23 protein-coding genes are annotated in these 25,986 nt (G+C 43.1%); 12 read left to right on the forward strand and 11 right to left on the reverse strand.

The window, feature by feature from the left end:
- Positions 1-144: 144 nt before the first annotated feature.
- The 4 genes from apbC to dcd all read left to right on the forward strand — a co-directional run bounded on the left by apbC (position 145) and on the right by dcd (position 3,733).
- On the forward strand, positions 145-1,377 hold the full coding sequence (gene apbC / locus HL061_RS13425; protein ID WP_071001272.1) for an iron-sulfur cluster carrier protein ApbC: 1,233 nt from the start codon (positions 145-147) through the stop codon (positions 1,375-1,377).
- Positions 1,378-1,470: 93 nt separating this feature from the next.
- The gene (locus HL061_RS13430; RefSeq protein ID WP_058024140.1) at positions 1,471-1,896 is read left to right on the forward strand and encodes a hypothetical protein; all 426 of its coding nucleotides are present in this window, start codon (positions 1,471-1,473) and stop codon (positions 1,894-1,896) included.
- Positions 1,897-1,923: 27 nt separating this feature from the next.
- Positions 1,924-3,045 carry a DUF2804 domain-containing protein gene (locus tag HL061_RS13435; protein WP_071001273.1) on the forward strand — a complete coding sequence of 374 codons (1,122 nt, stop codon included), beginning with the start codon at positions 1,924-1,926 and terminating at the stop codon, positions 3,043-3,045.
- Positions 3,046-3,157: 112 nt separating this feature from the next.
- Positions 3,158-3,733, forward strand: coding sequence for a dCTP deaminase (gene dcd, locus HL061_RS13440; protein ID WP_058024138.1), 576 nt, complete (start codon positions 3,158-3,160; stop codon positions 3,731-3,733).
- Positions 3,734-3,837: 104 nt separating this feature from the next.
- On the opposite strand, the gene HL061_RS13445 is transcribed toward dcd, so the two are convergent.
- The 6 genes from HL061_RS13445 to HL061_RS13470 form a co-directional block, all read right to left on the reverse strand.
- The gene (locus HL061_RS13445; protein ID WP_071001274.1) at positions 3,838-4,272 is read right to left on the reverse strand and encodes a ClpXP protease specificity-enhancing factor; all 435 of its coding nucleotides are present in this window, start codon (positions 4,270-4,272) and stop codon (positions 3,838-3,840) included.
- Positions 4,273-4,404: 132 nt separating this feature from the next.
- The gene (locus HL061_RS13450; protein ID WP_071001275.1) at positions 4,405-5,019 is read right to left on the reverse strand and encodes a glutathione S-transferase N-terminal domain-containing protein; all 615 of its coding nucleotides are present in this window, start codon (positions 5,017-5,019) and stop codon (positions 4,405-4,407) included.
- Positions 5,020-5,216: 197 nt separating this feature from the next.
- A complete protein-coding gene (locus HL061_RS13455) occupies positions 5,217-5,930 on the reverse strand; it encodes a cytochrome c1 (RefSeq protein ID WP_071001276.1) in 714 nt (237 codons plus the stop codon).
- A complete protein-coding gene (locus HL061_RS13460) occupies positions 5,930-7,135 on the reverse strand; it encodes a cytochrome bc complex cytochrome b subunit (protein WP_197496753.1) in 1,206 nt (401 codons plus the stop codon). Before HL061_RS13460 ends, HL061_RS13455 begins: the two co-directional genes overlap by 1 nt.
- A 22-nt stretch (positions 7,136-7,157) precedes the next feature.
- Complete coding sequence (petA, locus tag HL061_RS13465) at positions 7,158-7,742, reverse strand: ubiquinol-cytochrome c reductase iron-sulfur subunit (RefSeq protein ID WP_071001278.1); 585 nt, start codon at positions 7,740-7,742, stop codon at positions 7,158-7,160.
- Positions 7,743-8,257: 515 nt separating this feature from the next.
- On the reverse strand, positions 8,258-10,198 hold the full coding sequence (locus HL061_RS13470; protein ID WP_071001279.1) for an ATP-binding cassette domain-containing protein: 1,941 nt from the start codon (positions 10,196-10,198) through the stop codon (positions 8,258-8,260).
- 240 nt (positions 10,199-10,438) lie between these two features.
- On the opposite strand from HL061_RS13470, the gene HL061_RS13475 reads away from it, so the two are divergent.
- The 3 genes from HL061_RS13475 (at position 10,439) to HL061_RS13485 (ending at position 13,854) form a co-directional block, all read left to right on the forward strand.
- Positions 10,439-10,696, forward strand: a complete 258-nt coding sequence (locus HL061_RS13475; protein ID WP_058024131.1) for a SlyX family protein — start codon at positions 10,439-10,441, stop codon at positions 10,694-10,696.
- Between the two features lie 219 nt (positions 10,697-10,915).
- Positions 10,916-12,127 carry an outer membrane protein transport protein gene (locus HL061_RS13480; protein WP_071001280.1) on the forward strand — a complete coding sequence of 404 codons (1,212 nt, stop codon included), beginning with the start codon at positions 10,916-10,918 and terminating at the stop codon, positions 12,125-12,127.
- Between the two features lie 371 nt (positions 12,128-12,498).
- Complete coding sequence (locus HL061_RS13485; protein WP_093070982.1) at positions 12,499-13,854, forward strand: outer membrane protein transport protein; 1,356 nt, start codon at positions 12,499-12,501, stop codon at positions 13,852-13,854.
- A gap of 464 nt (positions 13,855-14,318) precedes the next feature.
- On the opposite strand, the gene putP is transcribed toward HL061_RS13485, so the two are convergent.
- Together putP and HL061_RS13495 are read right to left on the reverse strand one after the other, a co-directional pair.
- A complete protein-coding gene (gene putP / locus HL061_RS13490; protein WP_071001285.1) occupies positions 14,319-15,818 on the reverse strand; it encodes a sodium/proline symporter PutP in 1,500 nt (499 codons plus the stop codon).
- Between the two features lie 475 nt (positions 15,819-16,293).
- Entirely contained in the window at positions 16,294-17,166 is an 873-nt protein-coding gene (locus HL061_RS13495; RefSeq protein ID WP_071001286.1) for a LysR family transcriptional regulator, read from the reverse strand.
- 472 nt (positions 17,167-17,638) lie between these two features.
- On the opposite strand from HL061_RS13495, the gene leuC reads away from it, so the two are divergent.
- The 5 genes from leuC (at position 17,639) to HL061_RS13520 (ending at position 23,427) form a co-directional block, all read left to right on the forward strand.
- Positions 17,639-19,057: a 3-isopropylmalate dehydratase large subunit gene (gene leuC / locus HL061_RS13500; RefSeq protein ID WP_071001287.1), complete on the forward strand. Its 1,419-nt coding sequence runs from the start codon at positions 17,639-17,641 to the stop codon at positions 19,055-19,057.
- A 141-nt stretch (positions 19,058-19,198) separates the two neighbouring features.
- A complete protein-coding gene (leuD, locus tag HL061_RS13505; protein WP_071001288.1) occupies positions 19,199-19,849 on the forward strand; it encodes a 3-isopropylmalate dehydratase small subunit in 651 nt (216 codons plus the stop codon).
- Between the two features lie 155 nt (positions 19,850-20,004).
- On the forward strand, positions 20,005-20,724 hold the full coding sequence (locus tag HL061_RS13510) for a hypothetical protein (RefSeq protein WP_071001289.1): 720 nt from the start codon (positions 20,005-20,007) through the stop codon (positions 20,722-20,724).
- Positions 20,725-20,763: 39 nt separating this feature from the next.
- A complete protein-coding gene (gene leuB, locus HL061_RS13515) occupies positions 20,764-21,867 on the forward strand; it encodes a 3-isopropylmalate dehydrogenase (protein ID WP_071001290.1) in 1,104 nt (367 codons plus the stop codon).
- A 294-nt stretch (positions 21,868-22,161) separates the two neighbouring features.
- The gene (locus tag HL061_RS13520) at positions 22,162-23,427 is read left to right on the forward strand and encodes a L,D-transpeptidase family protein (protein ID WP_071001291.1); all 1,266 of its coding nucleotides are present in this window, start codon (positions 22,162-22,164) and stop codon (positions 23,425-23,427) included.
- 256 nt (positions 23,428-23,683) lie between these two features.
- On the opposite strand, the gene infA is transcribed toward HL061_RS13520, so the two are convergent.
- The 3 genes from infA to HL061_RS13535 all read right to left on the reverse strand — a co-directional run bounded on the left by infA (position 23,684) and on the right by HL061_RS13535 (position 25,973).
- Positions 23,684-23,905 (reverse strand): translation initiation factor IF-1, encoded by a 222-nt coding sequence (gene infA / locus HL061_RS13525; RefSeq protein WP_021814850.1) that lies wholly within the window; start codon positions 23,903-23,905, stop codon positions 23,684-23,686.
- A gap of 111 nt (positions 23,906-24,016) precedes the next feature.
- On the reverse strand, positions 24,017-24,856 hold the full coding sequence (gene truA, locus HL061_RS13530; protein ID WP_071003569.1) for a tRNA pseudouridine(38-40) synthase TruA: 840 nt from the start codon (positions 24,854-24,856) through the stop codon (positions 24,017-24,019).
- Positions 24,857-24,899: 43 nt separating this feature from the next.
- Positions 24,900-25,973, reverse strand: a complete 1,074-nt coding sequence (locus HL061_RS13535; protein ID WP_227517160.1) for an asparaginase — start codon at positions 25,971-25,973, stop codon at positions 24,900-24,902.
- Positions 25,974-25,986 lie beyond the last annotated feature (13 nt).

Below are 25,986 nucleotides of genomic sequence, written 5' to 3' on the forward strand. Positions count from 1 at the left end.
TTTTTATGCGTCCAATTCAGCTACACTGTCACGATAGAAGGTTTGGCTAAAATGGTCACTGGTTTTATCGTTTGCTCAATAGGAGACGATATGAATTAAGCCATGTACCAAACTCATCCACTTGTATAGGCAATAATAATAGCTATGTTCAACTTTATGAAGAAAAAAACCACCAAAACCGAAACACCGCAGCAGCAGGCAGAACGTGATAGTGCCGTTGATAAAGTATTGCTTGGGTATGAGATAGGAACAGTCAGTATTGCGACGATGGTCACAGGACTTGAGCGTGACGGCGAGGCGCTGACGCTAGACTTGCGCCTGCCACAAGACAGCAACCCTGAAGCTATCCAACAAGAGCTTGGTCAGCTGCTGCATCCGCATGGCATTACCACGATTCATATGAATGTGCGCCTGCCTGCTCCAGAAAAAGGGTCAGGTTCAAGCTTACCAAAGCAGATGCCAAAGACAACCAATGCGATGGAGTCCCAGCCTTCATCTGGCGTTAATAACAACGTGAGTAATGCCAATAACGCTAACGCTGAGCCGCCAATTACCAAAGCAGCACCTACGCAAGCTTCATTAGCTGCGCATCCTCGTATCCGCCATATTATTGTTGTGGCATCAGGTAAGGGCGGCGTTGGCAAATCAACGACGACTGTGAACATCGCACTGGCATTACAAAAGCGGGGTAATCGCGTGGGCGTGCTTGATGCGGATATATATGGGCCTAGTATGCCGACAATGCTAGGTGTTGCCGATGTGAAGCCGCAATTAGAAAACGAGCAGTTCGTTCCGGTTGATGCGCATGGAATAGCGATGCTCTCTATCGGCAGCTTGCTCGATGGGGAGAACACACCAGTTGCGTGGCGTGGACCAAAGGCGACAGGTGCGCTGATGCAGCTTTATAATCAAACCAACTGGCCACAGCTAGATTACTTGGTGATTGACATGCCGCCAGGTACGGGCGATATACAGCTGACCTTAGCACAGCGTATCCCAGTGACAGGCGCTGTCATCGTCACGACGCCGCAGCACGTTGCACTACTTGATGCGCAGAAAGGTATTGAGATGTTTAACAAAACCAGTATTCCTGTGCTTGGTGTTGTTGAAAACATGGCGCTGCACACTTGTAGTAACTGCAACCATACCGAAGCGATTTTTGGTAAAGGTGGCGGCGAGATGATCGCTGAGCATTACCACGTGCCTTTATTAGGGCAGCTACCACTTGCCAGTGGTATCCGCGCCCAAGTCGATAAAGGGGAGCCAAGTGTATTGGCTGATGATGAGTTTGCGAATTACTATATCAATATAGCCAAAAACATCGAGACTAATATTGATAAATTTGCTAAGCCTGTCGATGATAAGCGGATCTTTTAATCGTTTATGATGATTGTTTATCAATAACAAATTAGCCTAAGCAAATATAAAGTTAAAAGCATTTTTATTCTAACAAAGAAGCAAGGAAGCTTTGTGAGTGTATCTATTTATCAAAGTCATTTAGAGGCTGCGCCCAAGCAGTACACGTTACTAAAAATGCTGCGTCCGCCCGTGTATGAAATTGAGCTATCAAATAACCAACTGATTGGCGTTTGCTACTATAAAGATGGTAGTAGCAAGCGCTATCAAGTCAATGCAACCTTTAGTAATAGGCGAATGGTGATTGCCGATTTTTTGTCAGCAGTAGAGGCGATGGCGGCTTTATTGTTAAAGTTTCCTAAGCATCCTTTTGGGACAAATGGTTTTGCCGTAGCAAATGTGACGCAGGAGCTGGCCGATGGACTCACTGCAATAGAGGTCAAAGCCATTACAGAAGCCATTTGGGCCGCATCAAGGCAAGCAAAAAGAACAGTGATAAGTACCGAAGTAAGCTATCAAGGACAAGTGATTAGTCAGTAATAAATGCAAGACAAGGATGTCATAGCAATGCATGGACCTATTAAAAGCGACAAGGTAGATAATGTAGCTTACGCAAATATCATTTCTACCGATATAAAGCCACAAGCTATCGAACAGCTCATCCAAAATGGTCAGCCACAATTTGGGGTGTTCTCGCAAGTTAAACAAATCAATTATCTCGATTATTACAGTCCGTTAATCTCGCAAAAACCATTATCAAACTGGCGTAAAGACTTCAAGGCCAATCAATTCTGTTTTGTCCAAATCATCGAGCCGCCTTTTAGAGTATGTCTCGCACTGGCAACGATTAAGATTGCCACTAGTGCTTTTGTTTATGTTTACAATGAAGAGACTGCACAATTAGAGATTGGGGAAGCCTTGCAGCCAGTTACGCGCCGCAGTGAATTTATCGGCGATCACTATCAAGGGCAGATGTCTTTTACCCATAGCAAGCTTAGCCTAACGCTAGGTTTTACCCCAGAGCAGGTGAGTATAGAGCTTGATAGCCAATATCTAGCAGTCCATGCAAAATTAGAGCGTCAGCAGCAGCCGCTTGCGATATGTACGCCAACAGGCAGACGCGGTTGGACGTTTACCCAAAAAGAGCCGTTGAGCGCTGCTAGCGGCGAGATAATTATCAAAGCGGGTGCACAGATAACCGCTGATAGTCAGCAGCAAAAACTTGAATTGAGCAAGACAACAAAAGCCAATCTAGATTGGACACTGGGTTATATGCGTCATGAGACCAATTGGTTTTGGACTTGTATCAACAGCTACCTAGCAGATGGTCGGCATTTTTTATTGAATCTCTCTATGGGTGTCAATGAGACAGGTCTAAGTGAGAATGCTTGTTGGCTCGATGGCGAGATTTTTTATCTGCCACCTGTATTATTTGAGCGTAAAGATACGAATGACTCCTCTGCCAATACTTGGCACATTTATCATCGAAGCTTAGGCTGGAGCAGTGTCGATATCGATTTAACTTTCACGCCGATTAGAGTCTACAAAAAAACAGACAATTTCGGCGTTGTCGCCAGCATCTTTGAGCAGTGGCTAGGGGAGTACAGCGGCGAGATACGCTTAGCTGGGCAAGTGCTACGCTTGGATAAGGTAATGGGACTAGCGGAAGATCACTTTGCAAAATGGTAATATCTGACTCAAGCTGAATAGCGAGTGGATACTTTTATCTCGCGTAAAACCTATAAATTGAGCCATCAATTCCGTATAATCATCGCTATTAAAAATTTGCTAAGGAATAACAATGTCTATTAAGTCTGACCGCTGGATTCGTAAAATGGCCGAAGAGCACGGCATGATCGAGCCATACGAGCCAGGTCAAGTGCGCTTCAATGATGCAGGCGAGCGTTTGGTGAGCTACGGTACCTCAAGCTACGGTTACGATGTACGCTGTGCGCCTGAATTCAAAGTCTTTACCAACGTCCATTCAGTCGTTGTTGATCCTAAAAACTTCGATGATAAAAGCTTTATCGATATCGTCGGTGATGAGTGTATCATTCCGCCAAACTCGTTTGCCTTAGCACGTACGATGGAATATTTCCGTATTCCACGCGACGTACTGACTATTTGCCTAGGCAAGTCGACTTACGCACGTTGCGGTATTATCGTCAATGTCACGCCGCTAGAGCCTGAGTGGGAAGGGCATGTAACGCTAGAGTTCAGTAATACCACCAATCTACCAGCTCGTATTTATGCCGGAGAAGGCGTCGCGCAAATGCTGTTTTTCCAAAGCGATGCCGATGACGTGTGCGAGACCAGTTACAAAGATCGCGGCGGTAAATACCAAGGTCAGCGCGGCGTGACCTTGCCGAGAACCTAGTTAAAGATAAAGTCTCAAGTCTTTGAGCAGCCAATAAAAAAGCCAGTTATATCAAATATGACTGGCTTTTTATTATGTGAAAAATAATCAGTTTGAATGGCTGATTATTTCAGCACTTTCAACCCTGCTTTGTTATCGCGTTTAGGTTTAGTCGCAGCTTTTGGTTTATTCGCTACCGCGCTAGCCTCTTCTTCAGGCTCATAGTTATCGTACTCGTTAGGATCAAAAAACATCCCTTGCGAGTTTTCTTTAGCATAGATGCCAAGTACCGCTTGCAAGGGTACCCAAATTTCTTGCGAGACACCGCCAAAACGCGCACTAAAATGAATATAATCATTTTTCATACTCATATTGCCTGTAGCACGGCTGGCGATGTTTAATACGATACGACCATCTTGCACATGCTCGGTTGGTATCTGTACGTTATCAGCAGTAGCATCGACCATCAGATAAGGCGTCAAGGCGTTGTCTTCTATCCATTGATATAGTGCACGTACCATATAAGGACGGGTAGGTGTAATAGAGGTGGTTTCGCTCATCTAATGATTTCCTATACTAATGATGTTCAATAATGAAAAGATATTTTATTTAGCAAATTATCGCACAATAAGTGCAAGTCAATTTCTGTTATATTGATACTTATTCTAAGGCAGCTTCTTATACTTGTCTAATTAACGTACGCTTTTTTGGAAGCTACTACGCTCAAACACTCTCGTTTGATATTCAAACAATGGACGGCTGATAGCACGTGGCAGCTCAATCCCCATTTCATCCAATCGCCATAATAGGGGTGCTAATAACACGTCACACCAACCAAACTTATCAGCCATAAAATAAGGCTTATGAGCGAACAGCGGCGACAGAGTAATCAATGAATCACTGAGTTGTTTTTTAGCAACGGCAGCCTGTGCTTTATTAAAACTATCTGGATGCGTGAGGAGGCGCTTGCCAAGTACGAGCCAATCACGCTGAATGCGCCAAGCCAATTGGCGAAACTGTGCACGTTCCTGCGGTGTCTCAGGGAGCAGTTTGTTTGTGTGATAACGCTCTTCAAGATATTCAAAAATAACATTAATCTCATAAAGCGCAATCTCACGCTGCTGCAATACAGGTAAGGTATGATAGGGATTAAGCTCAGTCAAATCTTCAGGGCGCTCGGAATGCAGACGAGACAAATAGTAAGCAAGCTTTTTTTCTTCAAGTAATAGGCGTACCACATGACTGTCGTAGCCGTCATCAGCATATAAAATTAGCTGACTACTTGGAATGTCATTCGCATCAATCATGAAAGCCTAATGTTAAGAGTGAAGGTTGTCATCGTAAACAAACTCGCAACGTTTATCAAGGTAGTGTACGTAAACATTAGCGCTGAGTGGCTTATTTTCCGGCTTATCTGGTATTTCAGCTTAATGTCAAAGCACAAAAAAAGGCACTACCGAAGTAGTGCCTTTTTTAATTATCAGAACTGTCTGCTAATTATTACTTATTTGACGTCTTTCCAGAATTCTTTGTTCAACAAGTAAACTGGGATGAGTAGTACTAACAAGAATAAAATAACAAAGAAACCAATGACTTGACGGTCGTGACGAGCAGGCTCACCCATCCAAGCCATAAAGTTGACTAAGTCACCAACTTCAGATTCAAATTCTTCTTGGCTTAGCTCTTCTTGCATATTATGCAATACGTGGGGCATAGCAGCATTGGCCAGTACTAAGTTGTTAGCGCCCCAAGGACGACTTGGATCTTCATAGAATGATAATAGGTATGTGTATACCCAGTCATCACCGCGCAGTCTCGTCTCAAGTGACAGATCAGGAGGTGCAGCACCAAACCAAGACGCTTGAACCTCAGGGTCTATCTCAGCAGTAATGTGGTCACCGATTTGATCGGTGGTAACCATCAAATACTTTTCAACCAACTCAGGCGGTATCTCTAAATCTTGTGCAATACGCGAGTGACGAACATACTTGGCTGAGTGGCACCCAGCACAGTAGTTCATAAAGATTTTCGCGCCGTTCTGTAGTGAGCCTTTATTGGTAAAATCAATTGGGGCTGTACTACAGGCCAAATGCTCATCAACACCTTCAGCATTAGTAAACGTACCACAACCACTGCCTTCAGCCATTGCTGTACCAGCAGTCAAGGTCAATGCCGCGCCTAAGCCTAGACCCGCTAGGGATTTGATTAGCGTGCTCATTAGTGACCTCCGGTAACGCGTTCTGGTGGCTGTTTACACTTCTCGATGGCAGTGTAAAACGGCATCAGTAAGAAGAATAAGAAATATAGAATCGTGAATACACGAGCCATAATAGTCGCAGTTGGCGTTGCAGGTGTCGCACCTAAATAGCCAAGTACGATAAAGCTAATAGCAAAGACAGTTAGTGCAATCTTAGACAAGATACCTTTGTAGCGTATTGAGCGTACAGGTGATCTGTCGAGCCACGGTATCAAGAATAGTACAGCGATGGCCGCACCCATGGCGATGACACCGCCCAGCTTACTTGGAACCGCACGCAAGATAGCGTAGAAAGGCGTGTAGTACCATACTGGTGCAATATGCGCTGGTGTTTTCAGTGAGTTCGCTGTCTCAAAGTTTGGTGGCTCAAGGAAGAAACCGCCGCCTTCAGGGAAGAAGAACACCACCGCAAAGAAACAGATAAAGAATACTACAATACCTACCATATCATGCACAGTGTAGTATGGATGGAATTCGATACCGTCTAATGGTACGCCATTTTTGTCTTTTAGCTTCTTAATATCGATACCATCAGGGTTGTTAGAACCTACATGGTGCAATGCGACAATGTGCATGAAGACCAAGCCCACAAGGACCAATGGAATAGCGACAACGTGTAGCGCAAAGAAGCGGTTTAGGGTGATACCTGAGATGATATAGTCACCACGTACCCACTCAGCAAGACCGTCACCGATTACCGGCAGCGCCGCAGGAAGGTTTAAGATAACCTGAGCACCCCAAAATGACATGTTGCCCCAAGGGAGTAGGTATCCAAAGAAACCTTCGGCCATAAGAGCCAAATAGATGCCCATACCGATGAGCCAAATAAGCTCACGAGGTTTTTGATATGAGCCGTAGAGCAGTGCTCTAAACATATGCAAATACACCACGACAAAGAACGCTGAGGCGCCAGTCGAGTGCATATAACGGATGAGCCAACCGCCTTTGACATCACGCATGATGTATTCTACAGACGCAAATGCGCCCTCGGCACTAGGATTGTACATCATCGTCAGCCAAATACCAGTCACCAACTGGTTGACCAATACGACCATTGACAATACGCCAAAGAAGTACCAAAAGTTAAAGTTCTTTGGTGCGTAGTACTTTGACATGTGGTATTCGTAGGTTTCAGTCGCTGGAAAACGCGCGTCCACCCAATGCATTAACTTTTTACCCATACTCATGTTAAGCCTCCCCAACCGTCAAAATGGTACCATCCATACCATATTCTGGAACGGGTAAATTAAGCGGTGCAGGAACGCCACTATATACGCGGCCTGCTAAGTCATATTTTGACCCGTGGCACGGACAGAAAAACCCGCCGTACCAATCATTGCCACCTAAATCCACCGCGCCCACATCAGGACGGTAATTTGGTGCACAGCCTAAATGAGTACAAACGCCTTCCACAACCAATACGGTTGGTTCTATCGAGCGAGTAGGGTTTTTGCAATATTCTGGCTGTAGAGACGCATCAGACTCAGGATCAGATAATAAAGGCGTAACTGATTCTAGTCCTGCGACCATGTCTTCTGTGCGTTTAACGACATAAATAGGTTTGCCACGGTATTTGACAACAATCATTTGTCCATCTTCGATAGCACCAATATCTTGGGTTACTGCAGCCCCTGCAGCCTCAGCTTTAGCGCTTGGGTACCAAGAACGGACAAAAGGTGTCGCCACGGCAGCTACCCCAGCTGCACCAATCGCGGCAGTTGAGGCAATAAGAACTCTACGGCGTTGTACATTAACGCCTTCGGCTTGGCTCATTAATACTTCCTCCAGGTGAATGAAATGGGATTATCCCACACTGGGTTTGTGGCTTAGAAAATATACAATATCAAGCCACTTTAGCTGTGCCTAATTTTGCTAATTGTTACTATTCTAAGCTATTTCGGTGATAAAATAAATTATTGCGTTAAAAATAAAGCAACCTTAATAGGGCATATTAGGGGGTTGAATATGATAACCATATTAAAACAGTCGGATTATCAATGTTTAACGCCAACTTTGCTTTTATAGGGATTGTAAATGTCATGACCTTATAATTAATAAGGATTTTTCAGCAATAGCGAATGATACTTGAAATTACGAAAATGTTCACTAACTTTCACCATCTCACTACTGGATAAAACGAATATCACCACTCTATATATAATAAAGTGGTGATGCTTTCAGAATAATTAATAATGCTTTATCAGACTATCAGAAACTTGTTTATCGAAATACGCAATGCAAAGTACATATGCGATATTCTAATAAATGTGGCTAGAGAAGTGCCATTATTAGTCTTCAAGCTCGCTCCAACGCTCAAGCTTACTCATCATTTCATCTTCGATGGCCAACAAGCGCTCACTTGCGGCTGTCGCGGCATCAAAGTCGGTATTAAACCAAGAGCCATCAGCCAATTTTTCTTGTAGTTGAGTTTGTTCGGCTTCGAGTGCGGCGATTTCTTTGGGTAAGCTATCTAGCTCGCGCTGCTCATTGAAGTTGAGCTTTTTGGCGGCTTTATTTGGCTTCCCAGCGTCAGCTTTATTGGCTGATTTTGACGCTTTAGTATTGCTAACGGGTGCTTTTGCGGCGCGCGCGGCTTCCTCGCGGTTTTTTTGTATCAAGTACTCTTGATAACCGCCGACATACTCTTTGACGATGCCATTGCCATTTTCATCCGTGTCAAATACCCAGGTGGAGGTGACCACATTGTCCATAAATGAGCGGTCATGACTGATCAGCAAGATGGTACCGTTAAAGCTGCTGACCGACTCTTCTAATAGCTCAAGGGTGGCCATATCCAAATCGTTGGTTGGCTCATCAAGTACTAATATGTTGGCAGGTTTTAATAACTGCTTGGCCAGCAATACACGGTTGCGCTCACCACCTGACAAGGCTTTGACAGGGGTACGTGCACGCTCTGGTGCAAATAAGAAGTCTTGTAAATAGCTCATGATATGTGTCTTGCGACCGCCAACTTCGACAAAGTCAGAACCTTCTGAGACGTTTTGCGCGACGCTGGCTTCAAGATCTAGCTGATCACGCAGCTGATCAAAAAAGGCAATTTGCAAATTGGTGCCAAGCGTGACGCTGCCGGTCTTGGTGACCTCGTCATCCGACATATCGAGTAGGGCTTTGATAAGGGTGGTTTTACCAGCACCGTTAGGGCCGACAATACCGATTTTGTCGCCGCGCATAATAGTGGTCGTAAAGTTGTCAACCAGTACATTACCCTCATATTCAAGGTGCAGGTTTTTGACTTTACAAACGAGCTTGCCGCTTTTTTCGCCTTGACCCATCGTGATGTTTACATTACCCACTTGCTCACGGCGTTCGCGGCGCTCTTCACGCAATGCTTTTAGTTCACGGACGCGGCCCTCATTGCGGGTACGGCGAGCTTTGATGCCTTGACGAATCCAGACTTCTTCTTGCGCCAGTTTTTTATCAAAATTGGCGTTGTTCTTTTCTTCAGCCTGTAATTGTAGCTCTTTTAGCTCTTGATAACGAGCGTAGCCTTTGGCGCCTTGAGTGACGTCATAGCTGGTCAATTGACCACGGTCAAGCTCTACAATACGAGTCGCAAGCTTATCAACGAATGCTCTATCGTGGGTGACAAACAGTAGAGTTAGACCTTGCCAATCGAGCAAGAAGCGCTCTAACCACTCAATACTATCAACGTCTAGATGGTTGGTTGGCTCATCAAGTAGGAGTACATCAGGTTTGGTGACCAGCGCACGAGCAAGTAATACGCGGCGCTTACGACCACCAGAGAGTGATGACAAATCATCTTCCGGATCAAGTCCCATTGTTGTGATCAGACGCATGGCATCACGTTCTAAGTCCCAGCCATGGACGGCGTCGATATCATGCTGCAAGGTCGCCATGTGCTCGCAAGCGTCCATGTCGCCATTGGCGCACATCTCCACTTGCTTATTATAATTGATCAGCAGCTCAGCTGTGCGGCGGCTACCGCCCATGACGATATCGAGTATGCGTCCGCTCGACTCGGGGACGTCTTGCTCAAGCATCGCAACACGCATACTGCTGTTGGTGATGATCTCACCACTATCTGGCTGCAATGAGCCATTAATCAGTTTGAATAAGGTGGATTTACCTTCGCCATTGCGGCCAATCAAACACACACGCTCGCCTGAATTGATAGAAAAATCAATACCATCAAGAACAGGCGCGACGCCAAACGCTAAGTGAATGTCTTTTAAATGAATCAGTGCCATAGAGTATCTTAAGCTTATATAATAGTGAGGTAGGGGTTGTTGCAAAATTGCCAGCAGTATAACATGCCACCGCGCAACTGTAGTGCGAGTAAATCGTTTTATCAGTACTATTTATAGCTTTTATTCATAGCGGCTATTTTTTGTTTAGCATGATGGATTTAATGATGCCACTTAGGTTTTGTCACCTATTTTACTTGATAAACCTTTCAGCCTTATATTTACGATACTTTAGAGAAAAATATGAATCAATCTAATAACAAAGATGCTGCTGCGAGCATACAAGACGACTTGCAAACCCAAGTAATTGATCTGCAAATGAATGTAGCGCACCTTGAGATTACAGTAGAAAGGCTTGATGAGGTGATCGCACGTCAAGATAAAGATATTCAGACATTACAGCGTCAGCTACAACTGATTTATAAGCAAATAGAAAATCAAGACCCAGAGAGTGGTATTGCCCCATTTGATGTGATGGCGGATAGACCACCACATTACTGAAAAATAATAGCAAGTAAGATAACCAATAGTAAATAGTCGCAATATGTATATTTTTAGATAAAGGTACCCTTTGGTGACTTAATAGTCATAATATGGAAATAATGTATTTTGGCAGTTGTTTTAGTGTTAAAAAATCTTTACTATCTTCCACCTCGGATGCTGCTTACTTAAGAGAATTAAGTAAAGCAGTAAAACAATGCGGATGTTTGGAGATGTAAAATGCGCGCCACCTTTCACTTAAAAACTCTTGCAGTAGCTGTTGCTGCTCTATCTGTCGCTAGCGCTGCTAGTGCTGCTGGTCTTGACCGTTCAGGCCAAGATGTCACCGCATTCCTACAAGATGGTACTTATGCTGAAGCTGTCTATACCTATATCGATGCGGACGTGACGGGTAAAGATACTTCAGGTAATAAGATTGATGATATCGCAGAGTCTTATGACTTTTTCCGTTATGGCGTAAAAGCAGACATCAACGACACGTTTAGTGTTGGCGTCTTATATGATGAGCCTTTTGGCGCAGCCGCTGACTATACTGGTGATAATAACTTTGTAAATGCAAACGGTGAGGGTACTAACGTAGAAGTACGTACAGAGAGTATTACTGGTATCCTTGGTGCGAAGTTTGGTCAAAATAAAAACTTCCAAGTATACGGTGGCCCAGTTGCTCAGCGCGTAAAGGCAGATGTAAAGCTACGCGGTCCTGCTTATGAAGCTGCGAACGGTTACACTACGAATATTAATGCTGATCAAGATTACGGTTATATCGCAGGCGTAGCTTATAGCAAGCCTGAAATTGCGTTAAAAGCATCATTAACATACCGATCGGAAATCGAACATAACGCTCAAGCATCTGAAATTTATCCTGTTGTAGGTTCTGGTCTTATACCAGCTCCTGTGGTTTCTGCACTTGGTCTGTCAACAAACAGAGTTGATAGTATTGAAATAACTACGCCTGAATCAGTGAACTTTGATTTTCAAACTGGCATCAACCCTACAACCCTAGCGACTGCCAAAGTACGTTGGGTACCATGGAGTGATTTTGCTATCGTACCATCACTATATAACGATGTTAGCAAGATTTCGACTCAGGATGATAAGGGGTTAGCGTTAGTTAGCTATGATGACGACCAATGGCAAGTAGAGCTAGGATTGGCTAAGCGTGTCGCGCCAGCACTTGCTATCAGTGGTACTGTTGGTTGGGATAGTGGTGCAGGTGACCCAGTCACCTCATTAGGTCCTATCGAAGGCTATTATAGTGCTGGTCTTGGCGCGAAATATAATGTGACCGAAAACTGGGCGATATCTGCTGGCGGTAAATACTTATGGTTCGGTGATGCCAAAGGTCAAATCCCAACTAAGACGATCGTTAGTGATTTCGAAAGTAACGATGGTTTTGTATTGGGTGTAAAGGTATCTTACCAAGCTCAGTAAATCACAAATAAATTATGTGATACTGTTTGCTACTAATATAAAAAAGCGATCCTTTAAGGGTCGCTTTTTTATTATGTGTTTTTAAAAATCACATTTAACAGACTATAGGTAAAAATATTTATTTTCTGGCTATAGACCTTACCGTAAAAATCACATTAAAGACAAAAAGTAAACCACAGTATTTTATTTATATCTTATATGTACTGTTCAGTCATAATTGAGAAATAAAGCACTTTTAATGTTGTTTTAGTGTCAAAAAGACATTAGTATTCAACTTAGGACAAAACTTTAGTAATATCAATATCGAGCATAGCAATGCTACATAATGGTTATTAAAGTATTAATACAACAAGGATCGTTGGAGATACACAATGCGCACTACCTTTCATTTGAAAACCCTTGCAGTAGCTATTGCTACTCTTTCTTTCGCTAGCGTAACCAACGCTGCTGGTCTTGATCGTTCAGGTCAAGATGTCACTGCTTTTTTTCAAGATGGCACTTACGCTGAAGCGGTCTATACTTATATTGATGCTGATGTAAGCGGCTACGATAGTGCGAATGTCAACCCTGGTCAAAATGACTATGAGCGCGGCAATAAAACGGGCGACATTGCTGAATCTTATGACTTCTTCCGCTATGGCGTAAAAACTGATATCAACGACACGTTCAGTGTGGGTGTACTATATGATGAGCCTTTTGGTGCTGCTGCTGAATACACGCAAAGTAATTTTGTGGCAAGCAATAATCCTCAAGCTTCAGGAGGCGAATTGGTAGGTGATGGTGTAGACCCACAGACTGCAGGTGCTATAGCATTAGCTGAGTCAGCCACTGCAGGCGAGAATACTAACGTTGAAGTTCGTAGCCAAAGTTTGACTGGTATTTTGGGAATGAAATTCGGTGCCAATAAAAACTTCCAAATTTATGGTGGTCCAGTTGCTCAGCGTATCCAATCTGAAACCAAATTGCGTGGCTTAGCTTATGGGCCTGCTAGTGGTTATACCTCAAACAGCAATCCTGATATGGATTATGGTTATATCGCAGGTATTGCCTATAGCAAGCCTGAAATTGCTCTAAAAGCAGCGTTGACTTATCGTTCTGAGATTGACCATGATATAGATATCTCTGAGAATTATCCTATAGCAGGTATTTTGGCTCAAGGAGCTGCTTTGCAGCAAGGAGCGACTCCAGCACAGGCAGCGGCTATAGGGGCTGCGGCTGCTAACCGGAACAGTAATTATGAGATTACAACCCCTAAATCAGTCAACTTTGATTTCCAGACTGGTATTAATCCTACAACTCTAGCAACGGCAAAAGTACGCTGGGTACCTTGGAGCGATTTTGTCATCACACCACCATTATATAATGACGTTAGTAAACGTAATTACGGCCCTGATGGTTTGGACTTGGTTGAATACGAAGATGACCAATGGCAAGTGGAGCTTGGTCTTGCCAAGCGTGTTGCACCAGCACTTGCTATCAGTGGTACTGTGGGTTGGGATAGTGGTGCTGGTGATCCAACAACGTCGTTAGGTCCTGTCGATGGCTATTACAGCGTCGGTCTTGGTGCCAAATACAACGTGACGGAAAACTGGGCCGTGTCGGCTGGTGGTAAATACTTATGGTTCGGTGATGCAAAAGGTCGTCTACCTAGTGGAAAAATCGTTGGTGATTTCCAAGATAATGATGGTTATATTGCTGGTTTAAAGATTTCTTATCAAGGAAAGTAGCTTCCTTATATAACTGTTAGATAATAAAAAGCGGCCTATCATAGGTCGCTTTTTTATTGATTCCAATATTTTGAAGTGAATAAAAACTCTTAGATATGGAAAGATATTTAGAGTGTTTTACAGAAAGTAAATTAATAACTGATAGCTACAACCTACTTACTACTCATATGTTGTTATACGTGTGATATCTGCCTTCCAGTTGATTGAATGGTAAGCAATGTATCCATTGTCGCTACCTATATGATAGTTAGCTATCCATATAGGTAGGGGCATGTTTAGACAGATTCATTTGGCAATAGTACATAGCTATTCTATTAAGAGTAGATACTCATAATAGAAGGTTAGAGCAGCCTTCCTACTTATAATAGTAGCTACTTACATCATAATTAATAGCTACCAATAAAAAACCTCGCCATTAGTGGCGAGGTTTTTTTATAGTGATAAGGTAAAGTTACTGTATAAACTTATTTGTTTAGATTTAATTCCATCTCTTTGTATTTAGCGGCGACTGATTCTCTTGGACCGCCCGTCATGATACTGACTACAAAAATAGCGATGGTACTTAAGATAAAGCCTGGAACAATAGCATATAACCAGCTATTTAGTGCCATACCATCTATTTGGAAAGGACCATAGATCCATAAAATAACCGTCAATGCACCCACAACCATACCAGCTACAGCACCATTACGGTTCATGCGGCGCCATGTGAGACTGAAAATAACCAACGGCCCAAACGCTGCACCAAATCCTGCCCATGCGTTTGATACTAGGTTCAATACTGAGCTGTCTGGATCAGAAGCTAACAAGATAGCAACAATAGCGACCACGACAACTGAGATACGTCCAACCAATACTTGACGAGCTTCTGGTGCATCTCTGTCAAAGAATAGTTTATAAACGTCTTTGGTTAATGAGCTTGATACTACCAATAACTGCGATGAGATGGTACTCATGATGGCCGCTAAAATCGCTGCTAATAGGAAACCTGAAACCAACGGGTGGAATAGGAACTGAGTGAATACTAAAAAGATAGTCTCAGGATCATCTAACGTCATAGCTGTCTTTTGTACATAAGCACGACCAGCAAAACCAGTCATCAATGCGCCGATAAGACTGACAATCATCCAGCTCATACCGATATTACGTGCAGTAGGCACATCTCGTACTGAGCGGATTGCCATAAAACGCACAATAATATGCGGCTGACCAAAATATCCTAAACCCCATGCCATAAGTGAAATGATACCGATGATACTCATACCGCTAGTAATATTTAGTAGGCTTGGATCAATGTTTCTAACGGCTTCAGTCGTGGCTGAAACACCGCCAAGATCTGTAAAGGCAACGAGAGGTACAATGACCATCGCAAACAGCATGATGATACCCTGAACAAAGTCAGTCATCGATACTGCTAAGAAACCACCGAATAGCGTGTAACCGACAACGACGCCAGCAGTCACCCAAAGTCCTGTGGTGTAAGATAGGTTAAGTGAGCTTTCAAAAAGCTTACCACCGCCTACGAGACTTGCCGCTGTGTAGACAGTAAAGAATAAAATGATAACCAAAGCGGAGATTACACGCAGCATATGCGATTTATCTTCGAAGCGGTTGGCAAAATAGTCAGGCAAAGTAATAGCGTTATCAGCGACTTCGGTATAAACACGAAGACGCGGTGCTACGATGATATAGTTTAAGAAGGCACCAAGGGTCAAACCAAGTGCGATCCAAATACTCACCACACCATCTGCATACATATAGCCTGGTAGTCCGAGTAGCAACCAACCTGACATGTCCGATGCGCCTGCTGAAAGTGCAGTAACTGCTGGACCTAGATTACGTCCTCCTAAAAGATAACCCTCGGTATCATTGGCTTGCTTAAAATAAGCATAAACACCAATTCCAATCATCACTAAAAAATAGGCGCCAAGTGATATAAGCACGCCACTAGAAACTCCGTTCATATAAGTTATCCTTAACCAACATCGTTGGCTTTAATTATTTTTTAACTATAAAAGTTCTGTCTTAAAAGACGATGCCTCAAACAAAATATCTCAAACAATGTATAAAGACAAAAAAAGCCATTAATTAAGACATAATGGCTTTTTTCAGTATCTTTTGTAGTTTTATATGATTGATGTCGTTATATGGCTAGCACTCATATAGAGATAGAGAACAATGGGAACCTCGCATTCCACTTATCTGCTGTTATTGCTCGCATCTGCTATTTATATATGAGTATTAGCAACCTACATAACCAATCAGCGAAACCATTAAACCTACTGTTAACCATCATATCTTACTAGAAGTATTCAATATATGACTATCAGTGTCCTTGTGGTAAATTTTTGTTATTAAAACAACGTCAAGCATATTATAACGTATGAGAGTCACGAATGCGAATAGCTTAAATACCTAAATTGTTGTATTGGGATGTTTTTACTCAATTGGCGCCAGCAAATCTAGTAGTGCGGTTACGCTACTAGATTGTGTTAGCTTCGGATTGATAACCACACCTAAATAGCGTTGTAACTCAATGTTGTCTGCCATATCGATACGTTCCAAATCTTGACTGACCATAGTTTGCGGAAGGACTGACCAACCCAGTCCAACAGAAACCAGCATCCGAATAGATTCAAGCGGATTGGTACTCATCGTGGCATAAGGTTTTAGGTTATGCTTAGCAAACTCAGCCAAAGTAATCTGACTGGTAAAGGTATTGGCAGACGGTAGAATAGCAGGATAGCGTGCTAACTGCTCTAAAGTGACATTAGATTTGGTCGCTAGAGGTGACAAAGTACCCGTCATAAAATACAGGGGATCTGACCAAAGCGTGTGATAGGTCAAGCGTTTATCGTATACAGGCGGTAGCGTGACAAACGCTAATGACAGATCGCCGTCCAGTACTGCTTTGTGGGCCTTTTCTGAGTCAACAAAATGAACTTCTAACTGAACAGCAGGATAAGTCTGAATAAAATGCTTAAGCACGGGTGCTAGATGATGTAAACCAATATGATGGCTTGTGCCAATTACAAGCTTGCCAGAGACGATATGCTGAGAGTGCTGCAAGTTAATCTTGAAGTTCTCATAATCTTCCAACCAGCGTTTGGCGTGTGGCAGCATCTCAATAGCAGCCTGCGTGGGTACAATCCCGCGGCCTACAGTATCAAATAAAGTAATGTTAAACTCATCTTCTAAGTTTTTGATGCGCTTACTGACGGCAGGCTGAGTAATGAACAGCTTTTCTGCGGCACCTGAAATACTGCCAGTGTGCATAACGGTAACGAATGTCGTCAAGTTTGTGGTGTTCAAACGGATTTCCTTAGCTACTTTATGAGCTATAAATAAAAGTGGGCTGAGCCAATGATAACGTATTAAAAATAAAAGTTTGCATCTGGTTAAAAATCATCAATTATTATTATAGGATTTGCCTGCTATAATCACAAGATATCAAGGCGTATTGTCACATATTTATTCTTTTAAGTTGATTATTTGCAGTCTCAAGCGTGTTTAGGCGCTGCTTATAGCCACAAATCTAAAATTATTAATGAATAATATTTATACTACACAAAATATAGCAATTCTAGAATATATATTTCAATATCATTGATTAGGTAGAAGTTATTGCAAAATGATGCTCTCACACAAATCATAAAGAGCTATCATGCAGTTAAATACGACATTATAGATAAATCTAATCGTTAATTGAACAAACAGAACCTTAGCTTGCCAACAGGTGAGCAAGCGAAAATCAAGTCAGTAGTAATTAATAAAGGATAGCATCATGGCCGGTCAAACTTTATATGACAAACTTTGGAATGCTCATGAAGTCACCAAGCGTGACGACGGTTCGAGCTTAATTTATATCGATCGCCATCTGTTGCATGAAGTGACGAGTCCACAAGCGTTTGAAGGATTGGAGCTTGCCAATAGAGCACCATGGCGTTTGTCTGCCAATATCGCCAGTCCTGATCACAATGTGCCAACAGTCACCAAAGAGCGCTCAGCAGGTGTCACTGGTATTAAAGACAAGGTATCACGTCTGCAGGTTGTCACATTGGATGAGAACTGCACCAAATTTGATATCGCAGAATTTACAATCAACGATGCGCGTCAAGGAATTTTGCATGTCGTTGGTCCTGAGCAAGGTCTTGTGTTGCCAGGTATGACCGTTGTTTGTGGTGATTCGCACACAGCGACACATGGCGCACTTGGTTGCTTAGCACATGGTATCGGCACCTCTGAAGTTGAGCACGTATTGGCAACGCAGTGCTTGATCCAAAAGAAATCAAAAAATATGCAAATCCGCGTCACTGGTCAACTTGGTGCGGGCGTGACCTCAAAAGACGTCGTGCTCGCCATTATTGCGAAGATCGGTACGGCAGGCGGAACTGGACATGCGATTGAATTTGCAGGTCAAGTGTTTGAAGACATGAGTATGGAAGGTCGTATGACTGTCTGTAACATGGCAATTGAGGCTGGTGCTCGCGTGGGTATGGTTGCCGTTGATGATACGACGATAGACTATGTTAAAGGTCGCCCGTACGCGCCAAACGAGTCACAGTGGCCACAAGCTGAAGCCTACTGGCGTACATTATATTCAGATGATGACGCAGTATTTGATACCGTGGTTGAGATCGATGGTAGCCAAATAGCACCGCAAGTATCTTGGGGTACCTCGCCTGAGATGGTCGTTGATATCACCCAATCGGTACCAACACCTGACCAAGCCATTGATGAAGCCCAAAAAGAGGGTTGGTTACGCGCATATACCTATATGGGTCTAGAAGCTGGTCAGAAAATCACGGACATTCAGCTTGATCGTATATTTATTGGCTCATGTACCAATTCGCGTATCGAAGATTTGCGGGACGCTGCAGCAGTGATCAAAGGACGCAAAGTGGCTGATAATATCAAAGAAGCCATCGTTGTTGCAGGTTCTGGACAAGTAAAACTACAAGCAGAGGCTGAAGGTTTAGATGCTTTGTTTACCGAAGCTGGTTTTGAATGGCGCGAGCCGGGTTGTTCAATGTGTCTTGCCATGAATGCAGACAAACTTGAGCCGCAAGAGCATTGTGCATCGACGTCTAATCGTAATTTCGAAGGTCGTCAGGGTAATGGTGGTCGTACGCATTTGGTCAGTCCAGCAATGGCAGCTGCAGCAGCGTTGGCAGGTCATTTTGTAGACGTTCGTACGTTTTAAGACTGATAATAAGTAGCTGACATCATGCTTATATCAACGATAAATATATGAGCATGATGTCAAAACGGTAAAAATTTATTTACTGTTTAATATGCTTATCAAGATCGTCAACCAGCAAAAATATAATTGATAGGAAATTTTATGCAAGCTTATAACACCCAAACCGGTATCGTTTGCCCACTTGATCGCGCAAACGTCGATACCGATCAAATTATCGCAAAACAGTTTTTGAAGTCTATTAAACGTACAGGCTTTGGCGTGAATTTATTTGATGATTGGCGCTATCTTGATGAAGGATATCCAGGCCAAGACCCCAGCACACGTGTTATCAATCCAGACTTTGTATTGAATAAACCCCGTTATCAAGGCGCTACTATATTGCTAGCACGCAGAAACTTTGGCTGTGGCTCTAGTCGTGAGCATGCACCTTGGGCACTTTCTGAGTATGGCTTTCGTACGGTTATCGCACCAAGCTTTGCTGATATCTTTTACAATAACTGCTTTAAAAATGGCATGTTACCGATTGTACTAGATGAAGCAATTGTGGATACTTTAATGAAGGCGACTGTTGCTAATGAAGGCTATGAGCTGACGGCAGATCTTGAGCGTCAGGTAGTCATCACGCCAACAGGCGAAGAGTATGCCTTTGAAGTGGATGCTTTTCGCAAACATTGCTTGTTAAATGGGCTAGATGATATCGGTTTAACCTTGCAGCAAAGCGATGCTATCAAAGACTACGAGCATAAAATGATGCAAAAAACGCCGTGGATCTTTAACGACGTACGCGCTTAGGTAAGGATTTTATGATGCCTTGCTCACAAAACTGCTGGCCAGTCGCAACGCATCGTTGAGTTATGGCGGTGAACTGGCTAAAATGAAGGGTAGTTTTTGACACATTTTATTATCTTCCTTATAAATTATCTTTCTGATAAACAGTAGCCGCCATTATGAATAAAAAACGTTATGCTCTATCGACAAGTACGATTGTTGCTGCAAGCTTATTTTTGTCAGGCTGCCAGCTATTGACGGGCTATCAAAAAATAGATGAGGCAGAAAGTGCGAAAGCGTGGGTAGGTAAGATCCAACCCGTTGCTGGCGAAGTAAATATCGCGTGCGTGGGTACTTACCACTGTGAAATCGTGCAAATAGATAAGACACTGGTTATTTCTCCTGATAATCATGAGCCAGTTAATCCTCAGATTGTAGAGGCTTTACCAAGTTATAAAGGTACTGCAACGCCCCAAATGAGCATAGAGATGACACCGCTCATGAGTAAAAACTCTATAAAGATATTGCCATTAGCCGCATCTGGTATGCCAGGGTTGACCAACTATTATGCACGGGTGATGCCTGCAAAACGTGAAGTCCATGTCAATTTTTATCCAGAGAATAACATGGGATACGTTGAGCGTTTTGCGATGATTCATGATTTTGCGGACGCAGGTACTTACAAGTTACGTGCTTATCAAAAGAAAAGTAGTGAAAAATCTGGCAGTTTGTTGGATACAGCGTCGCCTGAGCCTTTATGTATTGATCTATTACAAGGTAATAAGGTGCAGCGCCGATTCTGTAAACAGTTAGAGTCTGAGCACCAAGGTGAGTTTGTAGAGACAGGCATGGTCAAAGCAGTGACGTCAGCATCTAAACCTAAAACGACCACAGCGTAATAAAAATTAATTGATAAAAATATATCCAAAAGGATTAGTATGGCAACGATTTTAACATTAGCGGGCGATGGTATTGGCCCTGAAATCATGACTCAAGCCATCGACGTGCTCAAAGCCGTCAATGAGAAGTTTTCACTTGATTTGACATTAGAGTCTGGATTGATTGGTGGTGTGGCTATTGATGCCACAGGTGAGCCTTTACCTGATGAAACATTAGCGCGTGCACGTGCAGCAGATGCTGTATTATTAGGCGCTGTCGGCGGCCCTAAATGGGATACGATTGAACGTAGTAAGCGCCCTGAGCGCGGTCTGCTTAAAATCCGTGGTGAGCTGGGTTTGTTTGCCAATTTACGTGTGGCAAAGCTTTATCCGCAGCTAGCCAATGCGTCAAGTATCAAGCCTGAAATTATATCTGGTTTAGATTTGCTGATTGTTCGCGAACTGACGGGTGGCATTTATTTTGGCGAGCCACGTGGTATTCGCACACTAGAAAATGGTGAGCAGCAAGGCTATAACACGATGGTGTATAGCACCAGTGAGATTCAGCGTATCGGTAAAGTTGCTTTTGAGTTAGCAAAAACCCGTGCCCAAGCCGCAGGTACAGCTGCCAAGGTATGTTCAGTAGACAAAGCCAACGTCTTAGAAGTGACTGAGCTGTGGAAACAAACAATGATTCAGATGCAGCAAGCAGAGTATAGCGATGTGGCGTTATCCCATATGTATGCTGACAATGCTTGTATGCAGTTGATCAAAGATCCTAAGCAGTTTGATGTCATGGTAACAGGCAATATGTTTGGTGATATCTTATCTGATGAAGCGGCAATGTTGACCGGTTCTATTGGTATGCTGCCATCAGCGAGCTTGGATGAGGATGGCAAAGGTATGTATGAGCCATGTCATGGTTCTGCGCCTGATATCGCTGGGCAAGATAAAGCCAATCCATTGGCCACTATTTTGTCTGTCGCTATGATGCTGCGTTATACCTTTAAGCAAGAGGAAGCCGCACAAGCGATCGAGCAAGCAGTCAGTGATGTGCTTGATGATGGTCTGCGTACGCTTGATATTTTAGACAGCAGTGAAGCTGGACTCAAGCAAGTGGGCTGTCAAGAGATGGGGCAAGCGGTATTGGCTAAACTGGTATAAGTCAGCTAATCTAATGTAGACCATTTTAAGGTAGTTTTTACAGTTTAATCTCGTTCATTTTATACCCATAAGTTGCTGAGCAATTTATGGGTTTTTTCTGTTATATGATATTGAGTCATGCCTTATTGTAAACGGATCAGTGTGTTTGTTCACTCTCTTAACAAATGCACAGTAGGAAGAGTCGGTTATTAACATAAAGCTGTTAGGGAATAGTGGCAAGACTATGGCAATATATTTTTATAATAAATTTTTCGATATTTTTTGATATATGGTAACTATTTAGGGAGTTTTTTTATGTCTCAATTACTTAAGGTTAGCAGCCTTGTTATAGCGATGGGTACAACGTCCGCATTATTAATAGGTTGTAGTAGCAATGCTAATAATAGCGCACAAACGGCTAATGACAGCAAGTCGCCTAATAGTGGTATGACAGGTACTACAACAGATAATAATAACCATGCAGGAACCGAAGCAAAGATGAGTACTAGTAGCAACCAATCTACTAGTAACCAAACTAATAGCAACAGTATCGATGCTGATACGATGGACAGCACGATGACTGATAGTAACGATATTAGTCCAGTAACCAACGGTGTTAGTCAGCAAATAGAGGGTAATAGCAAAGCCGCAAATTCGCTAAATGAATTACTAACCAAAATTGAATACAGTACAGAAAATCTATCAGAAACTGCTAAAAAGGTAAATGAAGCAACATGGAAAGCTGATACCAAAATTGATCGTAATGTTGCTACCAAATTACAAGCGCTACTGAACTGGAATCATAGTGGTGTGGGTGCAGTGGATGGCTATTGGGGCAAAAACACGCGTAAAGCCATGCAAGCTTTTCAAAAGGCTCAAGGATTACCAGTAACTGAAGCGGTCAATGAAGAGACGTGGCAAGCATTAACTAAGAATTCTACGCTTACTTCACAGCCTGTATTGGTCAGTTATCAGCTGACAGATGCTGATGTGAATGTCAAAACTACCCAAATTCCTGCTAGTGCTGAAGCCAAGGCCAAGCTAGATGGTATGTATTATGAAAGCGTCCTTGAAGCCTTGGGCGAAAAATTTCATATCAGTCGTGATTATCTCAAATCGCTTAACCCCAATGCCAGCTTTAAAAGTGGCGAAACCATCATTGTCTATAACCCAGGTAACCCTAATACAACACCAGTGAGCCGAGTGGTCGCTGATAAAGACACGCAAACCCTATATGCATACGATGACAGTGACAATCTGGTTGCCAGCTATCCAACCACAGTAGGTAGCACAGCAACACCTTCACCAACGGGTACGCATAAAGTCAAAGTCAAAATTCACGAGCCAAATTACACCTATACTAGCGATAATGGCAAAAAATCTATTATCCCGCCAGGCCCTAACAATCCCGTTGGTGTGGTATGGATTGGCCTTAGCAAACCATCGTATGGCATTCATGGATCACCCGATCCTGAACGTATCAGTCGTCAGGCATCAGCAGGTTGTGTTCGCCTCACTAACTGGGATGCACTGAGCCTATTAGGTGTTATCAAGAACGATGCCACTGTCGAGTTCAAATAACTCATCGTTTAATTATTTCATAAAACGCAGACAAAAAAATACCGCTGAAATTTAGCGGTATTTTTTATGGTAAAACAAACAGCAAACACGAAATAGCTAAAACAGTGATAGGCAATAATGAGCAGGTTAGCGTTTTCATTATTATTATCAGTCAAACCACTCAAGCGTCTATATCAGCTATCAGCGATAAAGTAGCTATTTGGTTATTGGCTGTATTTTTATAAATACTTTTATAACCATATGAGTTGGCGAGTATTTAGTTTTTACCACGGTAAGTAATACGACCTTTAGATAGGTCATAAGGGGTCATTTCAACCTTAACTTTATCACCTGTCAAGATACGAATATAGTGCTTACGCATCTTACCTGAGATGTGTGCAATGATTTCGTGTCCGTTTTCTAAACGAACCTTGAACAAAGTGTTAGGAAGGGTATCAATGACTTCGCCTTCAAATTCGATAATATCGTCTTTTGCCATAATTTGTATCAATCAATTAAAAATAAGCCCATATTATACGTAAGTTAGCGGATTAAAGCAATACAGAACCTGGTTTTGACTTGACAGCATGTAAGTGATATGTATGCTAATTTAGTCAGGTAAGTTTAACCAAATCGGTGTGAGGGGTGCCTGCGGCAATAGTCGCTGGAAATGCTCAGGATAATAGGCATTGATGAAATACAAGCCATCCCCTGAGGCCGTAGGCGGCGCAATTGTTCGATCCTCTTTGCTCAAAATGTTTAAAAAGTCTGCTGGCTCTAACTCATGTCTGCCAATCGCGTATAGCGTACCCATCAAGTTACGAACCATGTGATGCAAAAATCCATCTGCCTGTATATCGAACACTATAAACTGACCATGAGCGAAAAGGTCGGCATGACTGACGGTACGTACTGGCTGATTGGATTGACAGGCTGCCGCACGGTAGCTGCTAAAATTGTGAGTACCAACGATATCGGCAGCTGCCTTTTGCATCGCTGCTAGGTCTAAAGGCTCATAGATATGGGTAACCTGATGATTGAGTATCGCAGGGCGCTGCGCTTGATTAAGGGTGATATAACGATAACGACGAGCAATCGCACCAAAACGCGCATGGAAGTCAGCTGGCATCGGTTGAATCCAGCGCAAAGCAATATCGTCAGGCAGTAGGCTATTGACACCGCGTAACCAGTTATGAGTAGGGCGATACGCATGCGTGGTAAAATGAGCAATCATATTGCTGGCATGGACACTGGCATCAGTACGTCCAGCGGCGATGACTTCGACGGATTCATTGGCGACCTTGCCGATAGCGGTTTCTAGTGCTTCTTGTACACCCAGCACTTCTCGTTGCCGCTGCCAACCATGATAGTGCGTACCCAAAAACTCAATCGCAATCGCCAAAGTATAGGTTGGTGAACGTTCAGGTTCGATAGTTTCAATCTTAGACATTTTGGTTTCTAAGCTTATAAAGTCGGAATTAATTAAGGAGCATTTATCGCTTTTTGATGCTTGTGCCAGGCTGACTGACATTATTCAACCAGCGCTGTCGGCGCCTTGCTGGACTGTCATAGCGCAGTAGCAACCATAACAACCGTGCATAAATAGCAGGGATGGTTAAGCGTCCACCAGCAATAACGTGGTAGTCATATTGCCAACTGCCTGCCGCGTAGCTGTCGCTCACACCGCCAAACGGACATTGACTGGCAGATATCACCATGTGTCCATGCTCGTGAACCAAATCAAGCGTCTTTGCTAGTGCAGTCGAATAGGGAATATTCCCCGCGCCAAATCCTAATAGGATAATGCCACAAGACGGCTGTGATAATAACGCTTGTAGTTGATCATTGAGCACCTGAACATCATTAGGTAAGCAGTATAAAGCATGGATTTTGGCCTGATCAGCACTTGCTTTGATATTGGGTAGTAAGTCTTGCTGATCATCAAGCCAATGCTGCCTACGGGTATCTGAGAGATTTTTTATATAACTGTTGGCTGGATACGCTGCTCGAGAGTGACCAGTAAATGCCATAAGGTCATGACTGTGAATTTTTTGCACCGTTTGTGCAGGCCACGATTCACCGCCAAAGCTGATCTTGACACCTGATTCACCAGCCGCAGCTAGCTTCAATGAGTCGTTAAGGTTGCCCCAAGCGTCGCTATGAGCATCGATATCGTAGGAGTGAATCACTTCACTATCTAATAACGGCCGCATACTTCCAGTGACCACAATACAAATATCGCTACCGGCAAACGCTTCTGCTAAAAATGCACCTAAATAACTCAACGTGTCAGTGCCACTAATCAGGACAAAGCGTTTATTACCTTGATTATAAGCATTCAGTAATAGCTGATAAAAATGTACAAAATCAACTGGCGTAAGCTGGCTACTGTCTTTGATCAGCGTGTTGTCTAGCCATGAAATTTCTGGTGAACCAGTCGTATTGCCTTGCTCAGCCAATAGTTTTTGTAGCGTAGGTAAAAAGATATCTGCCGATAGCGGCGCTAGAGGTTTGCCATAGCTACCAAAGGTACCACCAGCATAGATTAATTGAATGGGGTCAGACATAGTTTTGGTCATA

It is taken from the genome of Psychrobacter sp. PSP (assembly GCF_024085615.1).
Lineage (GTDB): Bacteria > Pseudomonadota > Gammaproteobacteria > Pseudomonadales > Moraxellaceae > Psychrobacter > Psychrobacter pacificensis.